This is a genomic window from Mycobacterium sp. 852002-10029_SCH5224772, from assembly GCF_001667315.1.
Lineage (GTDB): Bacteria > Actinomycetota > Actinomycetes > Mycobacteriales > Mycobacteriaceae > Mycobacterium.
The window spans coordinates 1-19083 of sequence record NZ_LZHT01000135.1; the positions used below are offsets into that span (position 1 = coordinate 1).

Sequence of the window (19083 nt, forward strand, 5' to 3'; positions counted from 1 at the left end):
CCCCCCCCGCGACCCGCCGCCCCACCCACCACCCCCCCCCGCCCCGGCCCCCCCCCCCCCCGGGGGGGGGCCGGGGGGGGGGGGGGGGCGCCCCCGGGGGCGCCCCACCGCGACGGGGTGCTTGCCTGTCTGGAAGCCATCCGCGCCGGCGAGGTCTACCAGGCGTGCGTATGCACCCAGGTCACCGGCACGGTCACCGGTTCCCCGCTGGACTTCTTCATCGACGGCGTCGCCCGCACCTCTCCGGCCCGGGCGGCCTACGTCGCGGGCCCGTGGGGGGCGGTGGCGTCGCTGTCGCCGGAGCTGTTCCTGCGGCGACGCGGGACGGCCGTCATGTCCAGCCCGATCAAGGGCACCTTGCCGCTGGACGCCTGGCCGTCGGCGCTGCGCGCCTCGGCCAAGGAGGTGGCCGAAAACATCATGATCGTGGATCTGGTCCGCAACGACCTTGGCCGCGTGGCGACCGTCGGCTCGGTGACCGTGCCGGAGCTGCTGGTGGTGCGGCGCGCACCCGGCGTGTGGCACCTGGTGTCCACGGTGGCCGCCCAGGTTCCCGCCGAGTTGCCGACGTCGGCGCTGCTGGACGCCACCTTCCCGCCGGCGTCGGTCACCGGGACACCCAAACACCGTGCCCGCCAACTGCTTTCGCAGTGGGAACCGCACCGCCGCGGAATCTATTGCGGCACAATCGGGTTGGCATCCCCCGCCGCCGGTTGCGAACTCAACGTCGCGATCCGCACCGTCGAATTCGACAATGCGGGTGGCGCGGTGCTGGGAGTCGGCGGCGGGATCACCGCCGATTCCGACCCCGACGCCGAGTGGGCCGAATGCCTGCACAAGGCCTCGCCCATCGTCGGGCTGCCGTCGATCGCGGCCGCGAGCCCGGCCGGCTAGTCGCGGCGGGACTGCAGCACCGCGTCGTAGAGCTGGCGCGAGCGCACCCCCGGATGCGCGGCCGCCACCTCACCGCAGGCGTCCTTGACGCGAGCACCGCCGGCGACCAGCTCCTCGACCTGGATCACCAGTGACGGCAGGTCGGCGCGCGGCGTCGCGCCGGCCAGCACCACGGTGATCTCGCCGAGCACCCCGTCGGCCGCCCACGCCGCCAGCTCGTCGAGCGATCCGCGCACCACTTCCTCGTGCACCTTGGTCAATTCCCGGCATACCGCGGCCCGGCGCGAGCCGCCGAGCCGCTCGACCGCGTCCTGCAGACAGGCGGGTAGCCGGCGCGGCGACTCGAAGAACACACAGGTGCGTCGCTCGTCGGCCAGCGAATCCAGCCAGGTTCGCCGCGCCGCCTTCTTGCGGGGCGCGAACCCCTCGAAGCAGAACTTCTCCGCCGGCAGGCCGGACAGGGCCAGTGCGGTCGTCACCGCCGAGGGCCCCGGCAAGCAGTGCACCGGCAGGTCGGCCTGTACGCACGCCGTCACCAACCGGTAGCCGGGGTCGCTGATCACCGGCATCCCGGCGTCGCTGACCACCAGCACGGTCGCGCCCGCCTTGATCGCCTCGATCAGCGAGTCCACCCGGGTGGCCTCGACCCGGTCGAACATGCTGATCACCCGGCCGGTGATTTTCACCTCCAGGGCACTGGCCAACGTCCGGACCCGGCGGGTGTCCTCGGCGGCCACCACGTCGGCGCGGGCCAACGCGTCCAGGAGGCGAGGCGAGGCGTCCGACGGCTGGCCCAAGGGAGTCGCGCCCAGCAACAGGCGGCCGGTGGTCATGATCGACAGCCTACGATCGACACCGATGACTGCCCCGCCCCGCGAATCCCCCCTGAACATGAAGGGCGCCGAAAACGAGCGTGTGGTGCCCGTCGTCAGCCCGGGCCCGCGGGTTCCGGTGGCCGATTTCGGGCCCACCGATCACGTCCGCGGCTGGGTGGTGACCGGCGTGATCACCGTGGCGGCCGCGGTGACCCGCTTCCTCAACCTCGGTTCGCCCACCGATGCCGGCACGCCGGTCTTCGACGAAAAGCATTACGCCCCGCAGGCCTGGCAGGCACTGCACAACCACGGGGTGGAAGACAATCCCGGGTTCGGTCTGGTGGTCCACCCGCCGGTGGGCAAGCAGCTCATCGCGATCGGCGAGGCGATCTTCGGCTACAGCGGCATCGGCTGGCGGTTCACCGGCGCACTGCTCGGCGTGGTCATGGTGGCGCTGGTGATGCGGATCGTCCGGCGGATCAGCCGATCGACGCTGGTCGGCGCGATCGCCGGGGTGCTCGTCATCTGCGACGGCGTCAGCTTTGTCGCGTCGCGGACCGCGCTGCTCGACGGCATCCTGACCTTCTTCGTGGTCGCCGCGTTCGGCGCGTTGATCGTCGACCGCGACCAAGTTCGGCAGCGAATGCACGTCGTGCTGCTGCAGGGCCGCAACTTGGACACGGCATGGGGCCCGCGGCTGGGCGTGCGGTGGTGGCGCTTCAGCGCCGGAGTGCTGCTCGGATTGGCTTGCGGCACAAAATGGTCCGGCCTGTATTTCGTGGTGTTTTTCGGCGTGATGTCGCTGGCATTCGACGTGGCCGCGCGGCGCCAGTACCAGGTCGATCGGCCCTGGCTGGGGACCCTGCGCCGCGACCTCGTCCCCACCGGTTATGCGCTGGGTCTCATCCCGGTGTTGGTGTATCTGGCCAGTTATGCGCCGTGGTTCGCCTCCGAGACGGCCATCGATCGCCACGAGGTGGGCCAGACGATCGGCCCGCATTCGGTGATCCCGCTGCCCGATGCCATCCGATCGCTGTGGCACTACTCCGCCAAGGCTTTCCAATTCCACTCGAGCTTGACGAATGCGGCCGGCAACTATCACCCGTGGGAATCGAAACCGTGGAGCTGGCCGATGTCGTTGCGGCCGGTGCTCTATGCCATCGACGAGCAGAACGTGCCCGGGTGCGGCGCGCAGTCGTGCGTCAAGGCCGAGATGCTGGTGGGCACTCCGGCGATGTGGTGGCTGGCGGTGCCGGTCTTGATTTTCGCGTTGTGGCGCATGCTGGTGCGCCGTGATTGGCGTTACGCCGCTGTGCTGGTTGGCTATTGCGCCGGCTGGCTACCGTGGTTCGCCGACATCGACCGGCAGATGTACTTCTTCTATGCGGCGACGATGGCGCCCTTCCTGGTGATGGCCATCGCGCTGATTTGCGGCGACATCCTCTACACGCCTGGAGCGCCCGCCCGGGGGCCCGGGGTGAACTCGGAACGACGCACGCTGGGGCTGATCGCCGTCTGCGCCTATGTGGCCCTGGTGGTGACGAACTTCGCCTGGCTGTTCCCGGTGCTCACCGGACTGCCGATTTCGCAGCAGACGTGGAACATGGAAATCTGGCTGCCCAGCTGGCGCTAGCTTTCTGCGCCGTCCCACGACAGTGCAGGTGGCACCACCCGACGTGGAAAACGCGTCGCCTGTTGCACTTTCGCGGTGGTGTCAGACTGGGTCGCGGCTAACCGGGCACGACATGCAGCGCGGGCCGCCGCGGCCGGTGCCCAATTCCGATCCCGCGATGGTCAGCACTTCGATACCGGCGTCCTGCAAGCGAATATTGGTCTGCGCGTTGCGTTCATAGGCGACGACGACGCCGGGAGCCAGCGCCAGCGTGTTGTTGCCGTCGTCCCACTGCTCGCGTTCGGCGATGACGGGATCCAGCCCGGTGTCGATCACCCGCAGCTTGTCGATCTCCATCGCCTTGGCCGCACCCTCCAGGAAGGGGACCTCGTCGCTGATGGCCACGCCGTCGGGCGTGCGTTGGATGGTGAACGCCGACAGCGTGTCGACGATGTTGGCGTACATCACCACCGTGTCGGTGTCGACCATCGTGCAGACCGTGTCCAGGTGCATTTGCGCGCGCCGCTGCGCGATCGGCACCGCGAGCACCGTGTGCGCCAGATCGTCGTCAAACAAGCTGCGCGCCAACGCTTCCGCGCCGGCGGGGGTGGTTCGCTCCCCGACCCCGACCGCGACCACGCCGGGCGCGAGCAGCAGCACATCACCGCCCTCGACGGGAGCGGTGCGCGACTCGTAGGCGCGCCGCACCCCGGTGAACCGCGGGTGATGGGCATAGATGAGGTCGGTCAACGACGCCTCGCGAATCCGGGCCCGCAGCGCCAGCGTCGGGATCACCACCCGTGGGCCGATCCAGATCGACGAGTCGCGGGTGAACACCAGGTTGGGCAGCGGGTCGATGACGAAATCGCCCCCATGGTGCATGCGCAGCACCAGCGACACGTCCGTGCGGGTGTCCGCGGGCAACTCGTTGAACGTCATGCCGGCCATCAGGACCTGAGCCAGCCGGGCCGGCTCAAGTCCCCGCAGGTACGCCGAAAGCTCTTGCGCCAGCGGCACTCCGAGTCGTCGCGCGTCGACCGCGGCCGCGACGCCCTGCATCCGAGCGGCTCCGCTGTGCGTCAGCGCCTCGGTGAGCAGGTCCGACAACAGCAGCACCTCGACCCCGCGGGAACGCAACACCTCGGCGAACTGGTCGTGCTCGTCTTGCGCACGGGCGACCCACGGGAGGCCGTCGAAAAGCAGCTGGTCGACGTTGCGCGGGTTGAGCCGGAGCAACTCGGCGCCGGGACGGTGCACGATGACCGTGCGCAGCGCGCCGACCTCGGATTTGGTGCCCAGCTCAACCTCACCCACGACTCAACCGTAGCGGCGGCGGGCGCTGGACGGTCGCGTCACACGCCCGTCGCGGGCCCGTGCCATCGAACGGATGTGCGATAAACTGGCTCGCGTGGAGGTTGCGGCTCAAGGCTCCCTGTTCCAGCACACCGAGCGCAGGCAACTCGGCGACGGCGCGTTCATCGAAATCCGCGCCGGCTGGCTCACCGATGCGGATGAGCTGCTCGACGCCTTGTTGTCGACGGTGCCGTGGCGCGAGGAACGCCGGCAGATGTACGACCGGGTGGTCGATGTGCCGCGCCTGGTGAGCTTTCACGACCTCACGGCCGACGATCCGCCGCATCCGGCGTTGGCCCGGCTGCGCCGGCGGCTCAACGACATCTACGCCGGCGAGCTCGGTGAGCCGTTCACCACGGTGGGGCTGTGCTGCTATCGCGACGGCTCCGACAGCGTGGCCTGGCATGGCGACACGATCGGCCGCAGCAGTTCCGAGGACACCATGGTGGCGATCGTCAGCCTGGGCGCCACCCGGGCATTCGCGATGCGGCGCCGTGGCGGCGGCGGCCCGTCACTGCGGCTGCCGCAGGCGCACGGGGATCTGCTGGTGATGGGCGGGTCGTGCCAACGCACCTGGGAGCACGCCGTACCCAAGACGGCGGCACCCGTCGGCCCGCGGGTGAGTATCCAGTTCCGGCCGTGCGGCGTGCGCTAGCGGCGGTCGCAAGCGCGGCCGTGGCGATCGCAAGCGCGGCGGAGCCGGGCGCAGCGGGTCGCCACAATTGACATAAGCCGGGCGCAGCGGGCCGCCGCCATCAAGCCGAGGCGTCAGGCGCGCACGGCCGCCACGGCTTTGACGAGCAGGTCGCAGGCGCGTTGGGTGTCGACCGGGGCGACGGGCTGATCGGGAACCACCAGCGGGTTGGCGATGACGATCACCTGGTAGTCGCCGAATTGGGCCGAGTAGTCATACAGCTCGCCGGTGCGCGGACCGCCGGGGGTCAGCGCCTGTAGGACGCGATGCACGCCCAGCGTGCGGGTGCTCTCGATCTGCGGCGCGTCGACCGCTTGGACACCGCCGCGAATCTGGGTCCCGGAGAAGGTGACCTTGGTACAGTCCTTCCCGGGATCGTTGACAGGCAACGGTTTTGAGGTCTCCAGCGCGATGACCACGAACCGGTTGCCGCGGCCCTCGGCGGTGACGGCGGCCATGTTGCCCTGCAGGTCCGCCGGCATCTCCGGCCCGCTCGCCACTTTCGCGCAGTTCGCGGGGTCGAAGATCAATCCCTCGGGCAGCTTCCGGCCGGACAGCAGCTTCGGATCGATGCCCCGTTCGCTGATGTCGCTGACGTTGTAGTCGGGTCCGAAGCTTGATTTCACGTCGACGACCTTGTTGATGTCGACCTTCGCCGGATGAGTGGCCGATGAGCAGCCCGCGAGCATGCAGACAGCGGCGACCGCGAGCAGCAGCTTGGACATCGTGGCCAATCTACCGAAGCGGATAGCTCAGCTGCGCAACGTGGACACCGTTTTGGCGAGCAGATCGGCGGCGAATTGCGGCGGCAGCAGCGGAAGTGCCGAACCGGGATCGGTGGTCAGCGTGGTGAACGCGTAGTAGTTACCCAGGTACGCGATGAATGTGTAGACGCGCGAGTCTATTTCGGTGCCCGACTCGACCGAAGACTTGATGTCGGCCACCATGCCCAGCGTTTCGGCGCTATCGATATGCGGTGCGTCGGTGAGGTGCACCCGCGCCACGGTGTGTCCGGCGGTCTCCGACCACTGGCCACACGCGGTGACCGCGTCTTCCGGAAAGCCCACGGGCTCCGGCACAGCCACCACCACCGCGTGGACGATGCCGCCGCTACCCGAGCCCGACACGCCCTGCGCGGACTGGTCGCGCCCGTTCCCGGGGTCGGCGAGTATCCCGCATCGGGCCGGCTTGGGCCGCGCGTCGGCCCCGAGGCCCCAGATCACCCGCGGCGAGGCCGCGCCGGGGATTCCCGTCGTCACCTCGTAACCGGGCGGCAGGGCGCGAACCACGCGCTTGATGTTGGCGGGGTTGACGGCAGCGGCGGTCGCCGGAGCCGAGGTCGTGTGAGTGCCCGACGGGGCGGTCCGGGGTGAATGTCCGCAGGCCGCAACCGCCAGCGCGGCGGCCAAAGCCACCGCCGGGCCAATCCGGAAGGGCCGCATGAGGAGTTGATAGCACAAGACGCGGCCGCACCCGGCTTCCCACGCACGCCGTCAGCCGACCGCCTCGATCACCTGCCGGGCCACCCGCCTGATCTGTTCGGCCTCGTCATGGCCGAACGGCAGGTGGCGCGGGTGCGGCACATCGATCACGGTGGTGATCACGCCGATGTCTTCGCGCTGCCAGACGGCGCCGTAGCGGTCCATGATCGCGCGCATCGGCCCGTTGTCGGAAAGCATTCGCGCGGAAAACCTTTCGATGCCGCCGACGTCGGCCGCGATGGACAGTGCGCTGATCAACAAGGTGCCGATGCCCCGGCCCTGATAGGCATCGGCGACGGTGAACGCGATTTCGGCGACCGTCGGGTCGTTCCCGTCGCGTACGAAGCGCGCGTCGGCCACCGGGTCGCTGCCGTCGGTCACCACCCACACGAAGTGATCGACGTAGTCGACCTCCGACAGGTAGTGCATCAACGCCGGGGTGGGAAGGCGCGGGGTCATGAAGCGCCGATACAGCGTGTCGCTGGAGAAGTAGATGTGTCCGTGCACGGTGCGCTCGCTGTCACCGGGAAGCACCGGGCGCAGCAGCAGGTGTGTGCCGTCGCGAACTCGAATCGGGATCGGCGTGATGAACGCAGCCAGACGCTGGCGCACGGTGCGCAGCAGCCGTGGCGTGATGCCCGGGATGTGCACCATGCTGGCGAAGGCCCTGGTATCACCCATCCAGCCGGTCAGCGGCTCGGCCGTGGTCACCGTCGCCGTGCGGGGGATGTCGCGCAGCAGGGCGATCTCGCCGACGATCATGCCCGGGCACGCATGCTCGACGATCACCACGCCGTCGTCACCGACGTGTTTGATCTCGGCGCTACCCGAGGAGATCAGCAGAAACGAGACAGCCTGCTCCCCCTGCCGCATCAGCACCTCGCCGGCCGCGGCGCGCCGGGGCTGCAGGCGCCCCGCCAACGGCACGAGGTCTTCGGCAGGACATCCCTTGAAGATGTCCATCGTCGCCAGCTCGTCCACCCGGGCGCCGGTCAGTCCGGCCACCGCTACGGACCGCCGCCCGCGCCGTCGCGACACCGCTGTGCGCATCGCGATGGTGCCATGACCTGCCCCGTCTGCTTGCCCTCGTCTGGTGCGCCAGGCCCGACACTCCTGGACGCGGTCGGATGTTGCCAGGTTAGGAGCAGGTTGGGGCTGCGGCAAGGATGCGGGGCGTGTTCATGAGCTAAAGCGCCGCTTGGGCATCCAAGATGAGCCCGACGGCCGCGACGAGGTCGTCGACCACCGTGTCGGCATCGACGGACGCCTCGCCACCGGAGCGAAGCAGGATGGTCGCCGTTCCGGCCGCCCGGCCCGCCCGCATGTCGATGTCGCTGTCCCCGATCATCACCGATTCCGTGAGATCGATACCGTGTTCGGCAGCCGCGCGTAACAACATGCCGGTGCCGGGTTTGCGGCACTCGCAACTGTTCGTCGCGTGCGGACAGTGGTAGGCGGCATCGATCCGCGCGCCTTCCTTTGCAAGCAGTTGTTGCAGACGCGTCTGGACGGCGGCGAAATGTGTTGGATCGGAGCCCGGTTCGGAGAGCCACCGCTGGTTGGTCACCAGCACGGTCCGCAAACCGGCGGCGTTCAGGGCGGCCAGCGCCGTGGCCGCGCCCGGCAACAGAACCAGGTCGGCGGGCGATCGGATGTATTCGCCCTCGGCTGCCTTGACGTTGACGGTGCCGTCGCGGTCCAGGAAGACGGTGCGCACGTCGCGCAAATCGGGTGCGGCCATCAATCTCAGGACGGCCTGGGAAACAGCGCCGCTTCGACCATTTCGCAAATGGAGTGGCCCAGGTGCAGGCATGCCTCCTGAATCCGCGCGGTGTCCTCGCTGGGAACCCGGATGCAGATTTCGGCGGCGTCAGCCACCTTGCCGCCGCGCGCGCCGGTGAGCGTGACGGTCGTCATCCCCGCCTGGCCGGCGACCTCGAGCGCGCGAACGACGTTGGGAGAGTTGCCCGACGTGGTCAGCCCGATCACCACATCCCCGGGGCGCCCGGCGGCGAGGACCAGGCGGGCGAACACCTCGTCGTAGGAGTAGTCGTTTCCGATCGCGGTGATCGCCGCCGTGGCGTCGGGAAGGCTGATCGCGGCCAGGCCGGGGCGGTCAAATGCGAAGCGGCCCATGAGTTCTGCCGCCAGATGTCCGGCGTCTTGCGCCGAGCCGCCGTTGCCGAAGAAGATCACCTTTCCCCCGGTGCGCAGCGAGCCGATGATCACGCGCGCCACCCCGACGGCCTGCGCGGCGCAATCACCCTGTTGCATCTGCTGCTTGACCTCGATGGTCTCAGCCAAGCGCTGCTGGACCAGCTCCACGCTGGGTGAGACAACGTCCGAGCCCGTCATGCCAGCCATGTCGTCAATCCCTTGCTCTCGAAGGCGAATTCGTTGATGCTGGCCTCCGCTCCCTCGAGGGCTTCGATGAGGCGGTGCTTTTTGGCGAAGTCGCAGAACAGCAGGATGTATCCCCCACCACCGGCCCCGGTGAGCTTGCCGCCCAGCGCCCCGTTTTTCAGGGCCAGCTCGTAGAGGTCGTCGATGCGCTCGTTGGTGATGTAGGGCGACATGCGTTTCTTCTGGGTCCACGCCTCGCCCAGCAGCGCACCGAAGTCGTTCAGCTTGCCCGTCAGCAACGCCGCCTTCATCGCGACGGCCAAGTCTTTCTGGGCCCGTAGGCCCGCCAGGGTGTCATCTGAACCCGTTGTGGCGCGGTGGGTTTGGTCCTCGATCACCCGCGAGGAGTCGCGGGTGATGCCCGTGTAGCACAGCAGCAGGCTGAGCTCGAGTTCGAAGGCGGTCTCGTCGCGGATCCGCAGCGGATTGACGATCACCCGGTCGGTGAACTCGATGAAGTTGAAGCCGCCGAACGTCGCGGCGTACATGTCCTGCAGGCCGCCCGCGATGCCCAGGTCGTCGCGTTCGATCGCACACGCCAGTTGGGCCGTCTCGTATTCGCCCATCGGTACCCGGTAATGCTCGGCGAGCAGGCCGGTGAGCGCGACCATCATCGTCGACGACGAGCCCAGCCCCGAGCCCGGCGGAGCGCTGGAACGCAGTACCAGGTCGTAGCCGTCCGTGCCGTCACGGCCGAACCTGCGCACCGCGGCCTTGATCAGATCCAGACTGCCGTCGTAGAGAATCTCGCTGTCGAGCGTCATCTCGTGCGTGGTCTTGAAGTCCACCGACTCGATGCTGACGCGGCGATCGGTGCGCGGGGCAAGCGATCCCTGGGCGTAGCGATCGATGGTCGCCGACAGGACACAGCCGCCTTCGGTCGCCGGAAACGGTGGCACGTCGGTGCCGCCCCCGGCGAACGAGATCCGCAGCGGAGCGCGTGCGCGAATTCGCGGGCGCGTCATGGGGATTCACTTTCGAGCGAACCGCTCAGCTGCGAGACCACCCTTGCCACGTGCCACCCCATCGTCCTATGTCCGAAAGCGTCGCCAGCCTAGCAAGCTGACCAGCACGAATATCGGGTTTTCGCCCCACTGCTCCGCAGCTGGATCAGGCGGCGCTCAGGCGATCTGCTGGCTTGGCTCGAGCACGAAATCGACCACGATCGCGGCCATGTCGTCGATCGCGCTGCGAGCGATGACCTCGTAGCCGTGGGTACTCAGCGTGGGCAGGCACAGCAGGCCGGCGCGCGCGGTCTGCCCGGTGGCCTTGGCGTGCGATGCGTCGGATTCGAAAGCGCCCAGCGCGGCCGGCTGTGGGGACAGGCCACGGTCGTCGGCGATTCTCAGCAGCCGGTCGGCGACCTCTTTGTCGTATACGCACAGCGCGTCGTTGTAGCCGATGATCGGTCCGCCGGCGACGCTGGTGTTGTATTCGCGTTCGGTGGGGCCGACTTCCAGAGCGAGCGTGAGGTGGCCGGGCAGGGTGGCGCTGGCATAGGTGCCTCCCACCCCGCCGATCTCCTCGTTGGTGGTGAACACAAGATAGACGTCGTCGGCGGGTCGCTGGTCGCGCTCGCGCAGCATGCGGGCGGTCTTCAGCAGCGCGGTGACCGCGGCGCGGTCGTCGAGGAAGTACGCGCCGACGTAGTCGCCGATCTCGACCACGGATCGCTTGCTGCGATCGATACACACCCGGGTGCCGGCGTGCACTCCCGCGGCGGACAGCTCATCGGGGTTGCGGCCGGTGAACACGTACACGTGATGCCAGTCCAGTGCGCGGTCGCCCTGATCGGGTTTGGTCTCCCAGATTCGCGAGCTTTCCTGGGTGGTGTGCTCGGAGCCGAGAGTCAGTACCGCGGTGAGGGTTTCGTTGTCACCGAGCACGGCGACCGGGCCCAGTCCGAAGTTGCCCGGGTACATCGTGCCCAGCTGCGTCAGATGCAGGGTGCCATTCGATTCCACGCGCTTGACGATCATGGACAGTTCGTCCATGTGCGCCATCACCCGCGTCGCGGTGCCGGGTATGGCCTCCGTCCGATGGCGGTGGTTGGGCGCCCCGGCGTCGGTGGTCGACGCGTTGGCGGCGATGTATCCGATCAGGTTTCCGGAGTCGTCCGTCCACATGTCGTCGACGACGGGTTGCAGTTCGCGGGCAATGACGGAGCGGACCTCGTCCTCCTGCCCGCACGGCCCGTAGGTCCACAGGAGTTCTTGCAGCAACTCGTCGCCTGCGTCGCGGTCGGGGTGCGCCATGAGATCCTCTCGGTCATTTGGGTTCAGAGGATCAGTACCCGCGATGGGCTGCGACAATCGCAACCGATGCCAACGGCGGTCAGGCGAGCGCGACACCGAGTTCTTGGGCGAACACCTTGATCATGTGCTGGACGGCGATTTCGTTGCGTCCGATGATCATGTGGTCGTGCTGGGCGTGCCGGACGCCCTCGCCGCACTGGGGCAGCATGGCGAAGTCCTCGTCACGAACCGCGGCATGGACCCCCTCGAAGACCGCGTCGTAGGCCGCGCTCATCTCGTCGTTGGTGGCCGGGATGCGGCCCATCCAGCTGTGGCGCACCGTGCAGCGGGTCGGCTCGCCGGCGGGCAGCATGTCGATGATCTCCACCCCTACCGGGCTGTTGGCCAAGATGAGGTTCGGATACACCCAGTAGATCACCCCCATGTTCGCCACGGGTTCGAGCGAGGCCGTCGGATCGGTGTTCGCGTTGGTGATCCAGGTGAACGGAAATCCGATGCGGTGGTGCTTGCCGAATTCGTCGTAAACCATCGTGTTGGCCAGGGTGTTCTGCCCGATGAGGCTTTCGCCGTGCACGTACGGGAAGTGGTAGCCCTCGGCGAACGCCTCCAGGGCGCCCTTCCATGACACGTCGGAGATGAATTCGCGCTCGGTGTGGTAGCCGTAGGACGCGTAGTTCCACAACGCCAGCTCGGCACCGAAGTCGCCCAGGTGTTCGTCGAGGTCGATGGTCGCGTCGGCGGTCAGCACCGCCCAGATGAAGCCGTGCCGCTCCTCGGAGGGCAACTCGACCAGGCCGTAGTCCTTCGTGTTCATCGAGTCGAAGCCCGCCTTGCCCGGGACCGTGAACAGTTCACCGGTGTTCTTGTACGTCCAGGCGTGATACGGGCACACGAAGCGCGACGCGTTGCCCGAGCCGCAGGCCGGCATCGCGCCCCGGTGCCGGCAATAGTTGAGTAACACGTGGCTGGCGCCGGAACGGTCGCGGGTCACTAGCAGTGAGTCGCCCAGCACGGAGCGCACGACAAAATCATTGGCGTTCGGCACTTGAGCCGACGGGAGGATGGCCAACGGCACCCGGCGCAGGATCTGCGACTTCTCGATCTCGGTGATCTTGGGGTCGCGGTAGTAGTGCAGCGGCACCCGCAGTTCGCGCTCGGCCAGGTCGGTCGTCTTCTCCTGGGCGTGACGCAGGCCGCGCCGGGTCAATGTCTCGTCGGTGCCGCTCACCGGGCTGTCGATCGTCGTCATCCTGGTCTCCTTCACCTTCGCCGCTGCAGACCATACAATCACTATCGGTTGTATTGTCAAGGCGTGTTGGACCCACGTGTGCGACGATCACGCCATGCGCCGGCACGGCTGGTCGGGAAATATCCCGGCCGACGACGATGAGGCGGTCGCGCGGATCCTGACCGTGACGCGACGCGCCATCGACGAGCGTGGGATGGTCAGCGTCTCGGAGGTCGCGTCGACGCTCGGGGTGACCCGGCAGACGATTTACCGGTACTTCCCCACCCACGAGACGCTCCTGGGCGCGACGGCGCTGTCGTCGGTCGACGGGTTCCTGGATCGGCTTGCGGCGCACCTGGGTTCGATCACCGATCCCACCGAGGCGGTGGTCGAGGGTATCGCCTACACCTTTGAGCAACTCGCCCACGACAAGTACCTCAGCCTGGTTTTCCAGCCCGGCAAGGCCAGCGCGTTCACCGCGGGCGTCACCTCGGACATGGCCATCTCGTTCGGCCGGTCGATCCTGCAGCGCTTCGACGTCGATTGGGCCGCAGCCGGATTCGCCGAGGGCCGCCTCGACGAGCTGGTCGAGATCATGCTGCGCACACTGCAGTCATTGATCGTGGATCCCGGGCGTCCGCCGCGCACCGGGTTGGAGTTGCGGAGGTTCCTCGAGGACTGGATCGCGCCGTCGGTGCGTGCTCACGCCGGGCGCTGAGCGCTAGCTACCGACCCGTGAATCGCGGCTCACGTTGGGCGGCGAAGGCGGCCAACCCTTCCTTGGCATTTTCGGAGCGAACCACCTCGACAACCAATCGCTGCTCGATTCGTCGCGCGTCTTCCTCATCGATCCACCCACTGTTGATCACCGACGCCTTGGCGTTGCGAACCGCCAACGGGCCGTTGGCCACAACGCGAGATGCGATCTCGCGGGCCTTGTCCAACGACTGGCCTGTCGACACCACATGACCCACCAGACCGAAGTGGTAGGCCTCGGCCGTTCGTCAGCGGATCGCCTGTCAGGATCATCTCCATGGCCTTGGTGTAGGGAATCTGGCGCTTGAGCCGAACTGTGGAGCCGGCACCTGCGATCAGCCCCCATTTGGCTTCCGGGAGGCTGCGGTCCCAGCTGGTTTCGTCAGACTGCCTCGTCCTCGACGTCTGCGTCGAAATGTGCGATGCCCGGACGCAGATGTCGCAATAGCTCCTGACCGGAGAACTGCATGCGATCGGCCTCCTCCAGGAAACTTGACTGCGCGGCTGAGGGTTCGTAGACCGATCGGCTGTCCTTCGCTGCCCTCGGCTCGCGCACCGTCTTGCGCTTCTTCAGACGCATCAGTTCGGGATGCATCTTCTTCCGCTGCGAGGGAGGGACCAGCGCACCACGGTTGAAGGCCCTGATACCGAGCTCGTCGGCAACCTCCCGGACCTGACAAGTCTTCAACCGGTAGCGCCAAGCGATTTGCGACATCGTGTACCACCCCCGTGGCATCCGCCAGACCCAGCCCGCGACAATAACCACCGTCAACACAATCGCCAGGGTCGCTTCAGGGCGGAACAGCTTTTCGGAGAACACGGTCGCCACGATCCCGGCTGCGAGCATGACCACCAGAGCTGAGACGAAGAAAATCTGAATCGGGCTCACGCCGCCCCCTTGCGTTCCATCGCGAGCATGTCCAACGGTCTCAGAATCGACTGGCGGTGAAACCGCGACACGCCGTAGCGTCACCGGTTCGAAACCACGCTGGCTCGTCCGGGATGGTCATTGCATGGCGACTTGCGCTAAGAGGACCTGGACGAGGTCGCCGGTCGTCGGACTATGCGGTCCAGTGAGCCTCCCCCATCGCCTTCGGCCTAACAGTGCCGAAGGGGCCGGTTTGTGGACAGCTGCGTAACTGAGTCATTCCAGCACTACCGTGGTCCCGCGACCCGGCACCTGGGTGATCGACCGGCGGTGTATCGGCTCGGCTTTGACGTCGACGGGGCGCACCCGGGTGGTGCTGAATAATGCGCCAAGCACAATCCGCATCTCACATTCGGCGAAAGTTGCTCCAAGACAACGGCGCGCGCCTCCTCCGAACGGAATCCACGTATACGTTCCTGCACGGTTGTCGAGAAACCGCTCGGGACGAAACTCTTTCGGGTCGGGGTAGATGTCGGGGCGGCGGTGCATCAGATAGATCGACGGTGCGACTTTTACGCCGGCAGGCAGCGAAAACCCGTCGAACTCCATGGGTTCGGTGAGCCGCCTGCCTACCAGGGCGAGCACTGGTCGCATCCGCAGTGTCTCCTTCACCACGGCATCGACATACCTCTGGCCGTCGCCGGCTTGCGCCTCTTCGATAAGTCGCGAATGCGCATCCGGGTGACGGATGATCCGCTCGACCGCCCACGCCAGTCCTGATGCTGTTGTTTCGTGGCCTGCCAGTAGCAACGTGATGAGTTCATCGCGAATCTCTAGGTCGCTCATCGGATTACCGCCTTCGTGCTTCGCCTTCAACAGCATCGAAAGGACGTCGGTGCGGGTATCAAGATCCTCTTGCCGTCGGCGAGTGGCGATCTCTTCGTGTAGCAGCCGATCCACTTCGGCCAGCAACCTGCGAGTGAGCGCGGTCCTCATTTTCTGGGGCCCTACCAGTAAGAGAAGCATCTGCGCGACGCCGTTGGTTGTGAGAGCGAGCATGCGCTGTAGCGCCTGGCGCAGCCGGTCCATGCTTGGCCCGCGCTCGAGCCCGAACACCAGGTGCAGAATGACCTCAAGCGTCAACGCTTGCATGCGGGGATGCAGCCGCACCGGCACACCACGTGGCCAGCCGGCAATCTCGGCCTCGGCGATGGCGGTCATCGTGCTCATGTAGTTCTGCAAGTGGTTGCCGCGAAACGCCGGCATGAGAAGTCGTCGCTGTTCTTTGTGCGCGTCGCGATCGAGCAGTAGAACCGAGTTCTGGCCCAGCACCGGCAGCAGGATGCGATTTGCCTCCCCGGCGAGCACCAATTCCGGAGGCGAGGTGAAAACCTGCCGCACCGCGTCTGGATGCGACACCATCACCATTGGCCCTTCACCGAGCAGTTTCATGGTGAACGTGTCGCCGTATCGGGCGGCGGCGCGTTCCATGAATTCCCACGGACGGGCGATCCACTCAGCAGTTTGAACTGCCATCGGCAGTCGAGGACCGGGTGGCAGCGTGTCGGCAGCCATCGATCACCCCCACGGGGACGGCGTGTGCTGGGTCGCGTTGCACGGCAACTCTATGCGCCGAGGCTGCCGACTAACAGAGGTCGCTGGCGGTGCGTATCCATTGCGCGAACGCGGCATTCCGACGCATCCAACGCCTAGACAACGCACGGACTGGTCTGACCACTTGACGTCTGGACCAATTACCCGGCATGGTGGGGCGTATGGCGCTGCGGCCGGTGACTCGACGATCGATACCTGAACACGTCTTCGAGCAGATCATGTCTGACGTACTCAGCGGTGAACTGGCGCCCGGGGAGATGCTGCCCAGTGAGCGCAGACTCGCGGAGGTGCTGGGAGTGTCCCGGCCGGTGGTTCGTGAGGCGCTCAAGCGCCTCACCGCCGCCGGCCTGGTCGAGGTTCGGCAGGGAGACGCCACCACCGTGCGGGACTACCGCCGTCACGCGGGCCTGGACCTACTGCCCCGGTTGTTACTCCGCGGTGGGGATCGTGCTGACGAGCTCGACGTGGCGGTCGTGCGCAGCATTCTGGAGACCCGGCTGCACAACGGCCCCAAAGTCGCCGAACTGGCTGCCGAACGCAGCGGCCCGCAGGCGGCCGGCCTTCTCGACGCCGCCGTGGACGCGCTGGCCGCCGAAGAGGATCCGACGGAACGTCAACGCGCCGCGCTGACCTTCTGGGACCACGTCGTCGACGCCGCCGACTCCATCGTCTTCCGGCTGATGTTCAACACCCTGCGCGCCACGTACGAACCCGCACTCCCGGCCCTTAACACCGTGATGGCCGCCGAGGTCAATCGCCCAGAGCTGTACCGGCAAGTGGCACAGGCGATCACCGCCGGTGATCCGGCGGGTGCCAAACGCGCCGCGACCGAACTACTCGAGCCAGCCACCCGGGGGCTGCTCACCGCCCTGTCTGGGATGGAAGAGGAGTAATGACAACACAGGTACGTAGCAACTTCACCTTGTCTGGGGCGGGGCGGGAGTTTTGGCGCCACCCCTCCCCCTGCGTCATCGCACTGATATTCAGCGGGGCGCTGGCAGCCCGGGTCCTCGTCGGTGATTGGCAGCTCACCGACGTCGTGCTGCCGGCACTCATGGTCGCGGGCTTTCCCGTTTTCGAGTGGATCATCCACGTCGCCATCCTGCACTGGCGGCCGCGCACTGTCGGTCGCTTGGTCGTCGATCCCTTGCTGGCACGCAAACATCGCGAGCATCATTGCGACCCGCGAGAAATTGAGCTCATCTTCATACCGTGGCAGACGTTGCTATGGGTGATCCCGACGGCCGTCGCGGTCGCGTTGTTCGCGTTCCCTCGACTCGGCCTCGGGCTGACGTACCTGGTCTTCTTGACCGCCCTCGGGCTGGCCTATGAGTGGACGCATTACCTCATCCACACCGATTACAAGGCGAAAAGCGGTGTGTATCGGTCGATCTGGCGCAACCATCGACGGCATCACTTCAAAAACGAACACTACTGGTTCACCGTCACCACCAGCGGAACCGCGGACCGGCTGCTCGGCACGTACCCGGATCAGTCGACGGTACCGACCTCCGCGACAGCCAAGAATCTGCACGGTGCTGGTGCGAGCTCGGCTACCGCTGCGGCCTCCCGTGCGGCGAACGCACCCTGCGCCACGGCAGCCGCCTACACCACCTCGGCGTCGGAATCATCCACGCCCACACCCCAATTCTGATCCTGATGACCACACAAACCGTCACCGAGATCAGTAAAGCCGGCCACCACGTCCTGAGCCCCCACCACATCGCCCCGACAAAAATTTTGGCGCAAAAAACAAAAACCCCGGCCGATGGCCGGGGAATCTGTAACCGATCTCGCGACTTGTCTGTCACCTATGGCTCGACTCATCACGTTGTGGAGCTAAGGGGAATCGAACCCCTGACCTACTCGATGCGAACGAGTCGCGCTACCAACTGCGCCATAGCCCCTGATCGCTAGCAGGCTACCAGCCGCGGCACCAACCGCCGAAACGCGAGCACTATTCGCCGACGGCGCGCGGCAAGTCGCGGGGAAAACCGTAGGTCCGCATCGCCATCGCGTAGTCCAGGTGCTCGAAGACCGGGTCCTCGTCGTCGATTTCCAGCACCACCGCGCCGGGGCGCCGCAGCCGCGACGGGACCACGTCGTACTCACGGTCGTAGGCGTTCTCGACGCCGAGGCGCGCCCGCGCCATCCGCTGCATCCGGCGGCGGCGCACCTTTTCCTCGATGCGCGTCTGGCGCCGCAAGTAACCCAGGTACAGCAGGGTGATCGCGGTGGCGGTGCCGCACACCCACCAGGCGCTCGGCGAGACCTTGAACGCCGCGGTGGCCGAGCCGATCAGGAAGACCGCCATCCCCATCAACACCTTCTTGCGGAAGGCGTACTTGCGGGCGCTGACCGCGGCGGCGGTCTTGGCGTCCAGCCGGCGCCGGCGGGCGGCGTTGCGCGGGATCGGGGCCGGCGCCTCGTCGTCGGCGTCGTCGCTCTCGGCGGCGGGCTCCAAACCGGACGAGTCCTCGACGTATTCGTAGCTGTCCTCGTCCTCATCGTCGTGTTTGGCGACGACCTCGGTGTCGGCGTCGTCGTCCTCGGCGGGCTCGACGGCTTCCTCATCGACGACCTCGGCCGCAGAATCGCTGGCCCCCACGGGAAGCGCGGCCGAATCCTCGACGACATCGACGTCGAGGTAATCGGGCTCGGCGGACTCGGCAGGCTCGGCCAGCGCCATCTTCATGACCACCGGGCGGCGACGGCTCAGCTCGTCAGTGTCGGCGTCGTCGTCCAGTTCCCGGTCGTGGTCGTCGGTCTCGGAGAGGTCGCGCTCGTCGAGGTCGGTGTCGGCCGAGTCTTCGGGCGGCTGCCAGTCGGGGTCGCTGCGATGGCCGGCGGCCGGGCCGCTGCGCTTGACCAGCCGGGAGTTGGCCCCGCCGTTGAGGACTCGGGTCGCCAACGCCACGTCACTGGTGCGGCGCACCGCGTCGCGTTTGCTGACGAGCATCGGCACCAAGACAAACAGCCACAGCACCACGAGCGATATCCACAACAATGACTGCGGGATGCTTGGCATGATGACCTGCTCTCTGTCGTTCTCATCCCCCGCGAAGCCCATAGGTGGCCAACGCGGCCGGGTCATGACGACCAGGACAATT

Annotated in this window: 19 protein-coding genes, 1 tRNA gene and 1 pseudogene; 6 read left to right on the top strand and 15 right to left on the bottom strand. The window is 67.0% G+C overall.

Annotated elements, in window-relative coordinates; translation table 11 throughout:
• A partial coding sequence (locus tag A5775_RS23610) for an aminodeoxychorismate synthase component I (RefSeq protein ID WP_369827906.1) occupies window positions 1-894 on the top strand: 894 nt, incomplete at its 5' end.
• Here the strand turns inward: A5775_RS23610 and rsmI are convergent.
• On the bottom strand, window positions 891-1727 hold the full coding sequence (gene rsmI / locus A5775_RS23615) for a 16S rRNA (cytidine(1402)-2'-O)-methyltransferase (RefSeq protein ID WP_067258051.1): 837 nt from the start codon (window positions 1725-1727) through the stop codon (window positions 891-893). The genes A5775_RS23610 and rsmI overlap by 4 nt on opposite strands.
• An 82-nt stretch (window positions 1728-1809) precedes the next feature.
• Between rsmI and A5775_RS23620 the strand changes: the two genes are divergently transcribed.
• On the top strand, window positions 1810-3342 hold the full coding sequence (locus tag A5775_RS23620; protein WP_197512900.1) for a dolichyl-phosphate-mannose--protein mannosyltransferase: 1533 nt from the start codon (window positions 1810-1812) through the stop codon (window positions 3340-3342).
• Between the two features lie 81 nt (window positions 3343-3423).
• Here the strand turns inward: A5775_RS23620 and arcA are convergent, their stop codons facing one another.
• The gene (arcA, locus tag A5775_RS23625; protein ID WP_067258055.1) at window positions 3424-4635 is read right to left on the bottom strand and encodes an arginine deiminase; all 1212 of its coding nucleotides are present in this window, start codon (window positions 4633-4635) and stop codon (window positions 3424-3426) included.
• 94 nt (window positions 4636-4729) lie between these two features.
• On the opposite strand from arcA, the gene A5775_RS23630 reads away from it, so the two are divergent.
• The gene (locus A5775_RS23630; protein WP_197512881.1) at window positions 4730-5329 is read left to right on the top strand and encodes an alpha-ketoglutarate-dependent dioxygenase AlkB; all 600 of its coding nucleotides are present in this window, start codon (window positions 4730-4732) and stop codon (window positions 5327-5329) included.
• A gap of 113 nt (window positions 5330-5442) precedes the next feature.
• Here the strand turns inward: A5775_RS23630 and A5775_RS23635 are convergent, their stop codons facing one another.
• The 8 genes from A5775_RS23635 to A5775_RS23670 form a co-directional block, all read right to left on the bottom strand.
• Window positions 5443-6093, bottom strand: a complete 651-nt coding sequence (locus A5775_RS23635) for a DUF5642 family protein (RefSeq protein WP_067258061.1) — start codon at window positions 6091-6093, stop codon at window positions 5443-5445.
• Between the two features lie 27 nt (window positions 6094-6120).
• Window positions 6121-6810 (bottom strand): DUF5642 family protein, encoded by a 690-nt coding sequence (locus tag A5775_RS23640; RefSeq protein ID WP_067258065.1) that lies wholly within the window; start codon window positions 6808-6810, stop codon window positions 6121-6123.
• A gap of 51 nt (window positions 6811-6861) precedes the next feature.
• Window positions 6862-7899, bottom strand: a complete 1038-nt coding sequence (locus A5775_RS23645) for a GNAT family N-acetyltransferase (protein WP_156660831.1) — start codon at window positions 7897-7899, stop codon at window positions 6862-6864.
• Between the two features lie 136 nt (window positions 7900-8035).
• Window positions 8036-8590 carry an HAD-IIIA family hydrolase gene (locus A5775_RS23650; protein ID WP_067258070.1) on the bottom strand — a complete coding sequence of 185 codons (555 nt, stop codon included), beginning with the start codon at window positions 8588-8590 and terminating at the stop codon, window positions 8036-8038.
• A gap of 5 nt (window positions 8591-8595) precedes the next feature.
• On the bottom strand, window positions 8596-9213 hold the full coding sequence (locus A5775_RS23655; RefSeq protein WP_197512882.1) for an SIS domain-containing protein: 618 nt from the start codon (window positions 9211-9213) through the stop codon (window positions 8596-8598).
• A complete protein-coding gene (locus tag A5775_RS23660; RefSeq protein WP_067258075.1) occupies window positions 9201-10217 on the bottom strand; it encodes a GHMP kinase in 1017 nt (338 codons plus the stop codon). The genes A5775_RS23655 and A5775_RS23660 overlap by 13 nt, the downstream gene beginning before the upstream one ends.
• A 156-nt stretch (window positions 10218-10373) precedes the next feature.
• Window positions 10374-11507: a M42 family metallopeptidase gene (locus A5775_RS23665; protein WP_067258078.1), complete on the bottom strand. Its 1134-nt coding sequence runs from the start codon at window positions 11505-11507 to the stop codon at window positions 10374-10376.
• Between the two features lie 79 nt (window positions 11508-11586).
• Complete coding sequence (locus A5775_RS23670; protein WP_067258081.1) at window positions 11587-12756, bottom strand: aromatic ring-hydroxylating dioxygenase subunit alpha; 1170 nt, start codon at window positions 12754-12756, stop codon at window positions 11587-11589.
• 94 nt (window positions 12757-12850) lie between these two features.
• Between A5775_RS23670 and A5775_RS23675 the strand changes: the two genes are divergently transcribed.
• On the top strand, window positions 12851-13453 hold the full coding sequence (locus tag A5775_RS23675) for a TetR/AcrR family transcriptional regulator (protein ID WP_067258566.1): 603 nt from the start codon (window positions 12851-12853) through the stop codon (window positions 13451-13453).
• 7 nt (window positions 13454-13460) lie between these two features.
• On the opposite strand, the pseudogene A5775_RS25195 reads toward A5775_RS23675, so the two are convergent.
• The 3 genes and pseudogenes from A5775_RS25195 to A5775_RS23690 form a co-directional block, all read right to left on the bottom strand.
• Window positions 13461-13899: pseudogene (locus A5775_RS25195) on the bottom strand (enoyl-CoA hydratase-related protein); the annotation flags it as partial.
• On the bottom strand, window positions 13874-14380 hold the full coding sequence (locus A5775_RS23685; protein WP_231995257.1) for a formate dehydrogenase: 507 nt from the start codon (window positions 14378-14380) through the stop codon (window positions 13874-13876). The gene A5775_RS23685 and the pseudogene A5775_RS25195, both read right to left, overlap by 26 nt.
• Before the next feature lie 255 nt (window positions 14381-14635).
• Window positions 14636-15934 (bottom strand): cytochrome P450, encoded by a 1299-nt coding sequence (locus A5775_RS23690; protein WP_082953148.1) that lies wholly within the window; start codon window positions 15932-15934, stop codon window positions 14636-14638.
• A gap of 200 nt (window positions 15935-16134) precedes the next feature.
• On the opposite strand from A5775_RS23690, the gene A5775_RS23695 reads away from it, so the two are divergent.
• Together A5775_RS23695 and A5775_RS23700 are read left to right on the top strand one after the other, a co-directional pair.
• The gene (locus tag A5775_RS23695) at window positions 16135-16866 is read left to right on the top strand and encodes a FadR/GntR family transcriptional regulator (RefSeq protein WP_067258090.1); all 732 of its coding nucleotides are present in this window, start codon (window positions 16135-16137) and stop codon (window positions 16864-16866) included.
• On the top strand, window positions 16866-17627 hold the full coding sequence (locus A5775_RS23700; RefSeq protein ID WP_082953149.1) for a sterol desaturase family protein: 762 nt from the start codon (window positions 16866-16868) through the stop codon (window positions 17625-17627). The genes A5775_RS23695 and A5775_RS23700 overlap by 1 nt, the downstream gene beginning before the upstream one ends.
• A gap of 180 nt (window positions 17628-17807) precedes the next feature.
• Here A5775_RS23700 and A5775_RS23705 read toward each other — a convergent pair.
• Together A5775_RS23705 and glpR are read right to left on the bottom strand one after the other, a co-directional pair.
• Window positions 17808-17880 (bottom strand) — tRNA-Ala (locus tag A5775_RS23705).
• 50 nt (window positions 17881-17930) lie between these two features.
• Entirely contained in the window at window positions 17931-19001 is a 1071-nt protein-coding gene (gene glpR, locus A5775_RS23710; RefSeq protein WP_067258573.1) for a gephyrin-like molybdotransferase receptor GlpR, read from the bottom strand.
• Between the last annotated feature and the right edge of the window lie 82 nt (window positions 19002-19083).

Bases quoted from the DNA above. Each gene is read 5' to 3' on its own strand.
- rsmI (WP_067258051.1), bottom strand. From the start codon at position 1,727: ATGACCACCGGCCGCCTGTTGCTGGGCGCGACTCCCTTGGGCCAGCCG.
- A5775_RS23635 (WP_067258061.1), bottom strand. From the start codon at position 6,093: ATGTCCAAGCTGCTGCTCGCGGTCGCCGCTGTCTGCATGCTCGCGGGC.
- A5775_RS23640 (WP_067258065.1), bottom strand. From the start codon at position 6,810: ATGCGGCCCTTCCGGATTGGCCCGGCGGTGGCTTTGGCCGCCGCGCTG.
- A5775_RS23645 (WP_156660831.1), bottom strand. From the start codon at position 7,899: ATGCGCACAGCGGTGTCGCGACGGCGCGGGCGGCGGTCCGTAGCGGTG.
- A5775_RS23650 (WP_067258070.1), bottom strand. From the start codon at position 8,590: ATGGCCGCACCCGATTTGCGCGACGTGCGCACCGTCTTCCTGGACCGC.
- A5775_RS23655 (WP_197512882.1), bottom strand. From the start codon at position 9,213: ATGGCTGGCATGACGGGCTCGGACGTTGTCTCACCCAGCGTGGAGCTG.
- A5775_RS23660 (WP_067258075.1), bottom strand. From the start codon at position 10,217: ATGACGCGCCCGCGAATTCGCGCACGCGCTCCGCTGCGGATCTCGTTC.
- A5775_RS23665 (WP_067258078.1), bottom strand. From the start codon at position 11,507: ATGGCGCACCCCGACCGCGACGCAGGCGACGAGTTGCTGCAAGAACTC.
- A5775_RS23670 (WP_067258081.1), bottom strand. From the start codon at position 12,756: ATGACGACGATCGACAGCCCGGTGAGCGGCACCGACGAGACATTGACC.
- A5775_RS23675 (WP_067258566.1), top strand. From the start codon at position 12,851: ATGCGCCGGCACGGCTGGTCGGGAAATATCCCGGCCGACGACGATGAG.
- A5775_RS23690 (WP_082953148.1), bottom strand. From the start codon at position 15,934: ATGGCTGCCGACACGCTGCCACCCGGTCCTCGACTGCCGATGGCAGTT.
- A5775_RS23695 (WP_067258090.1), top strand. From the start codon at position 16,135: ATGGCGCTGCGGCCGGTGACTCGACGATCGATACCTGAACACGTCTTC.
- A5775_RS23700 (WP_082953149.1), top strand. From the start codon at position 16,866: ATGACAACACAGGTACGTAGCAACTTCACCTTGTCTGGGGCGGGGCGG.
- glpR (WP_067258573.1), bottom strand. From the start codon at position 19,001: ATGCCAAGCATCCCGCAGTCATTGTTGTGGATATCGCTCGTGGTGCTG.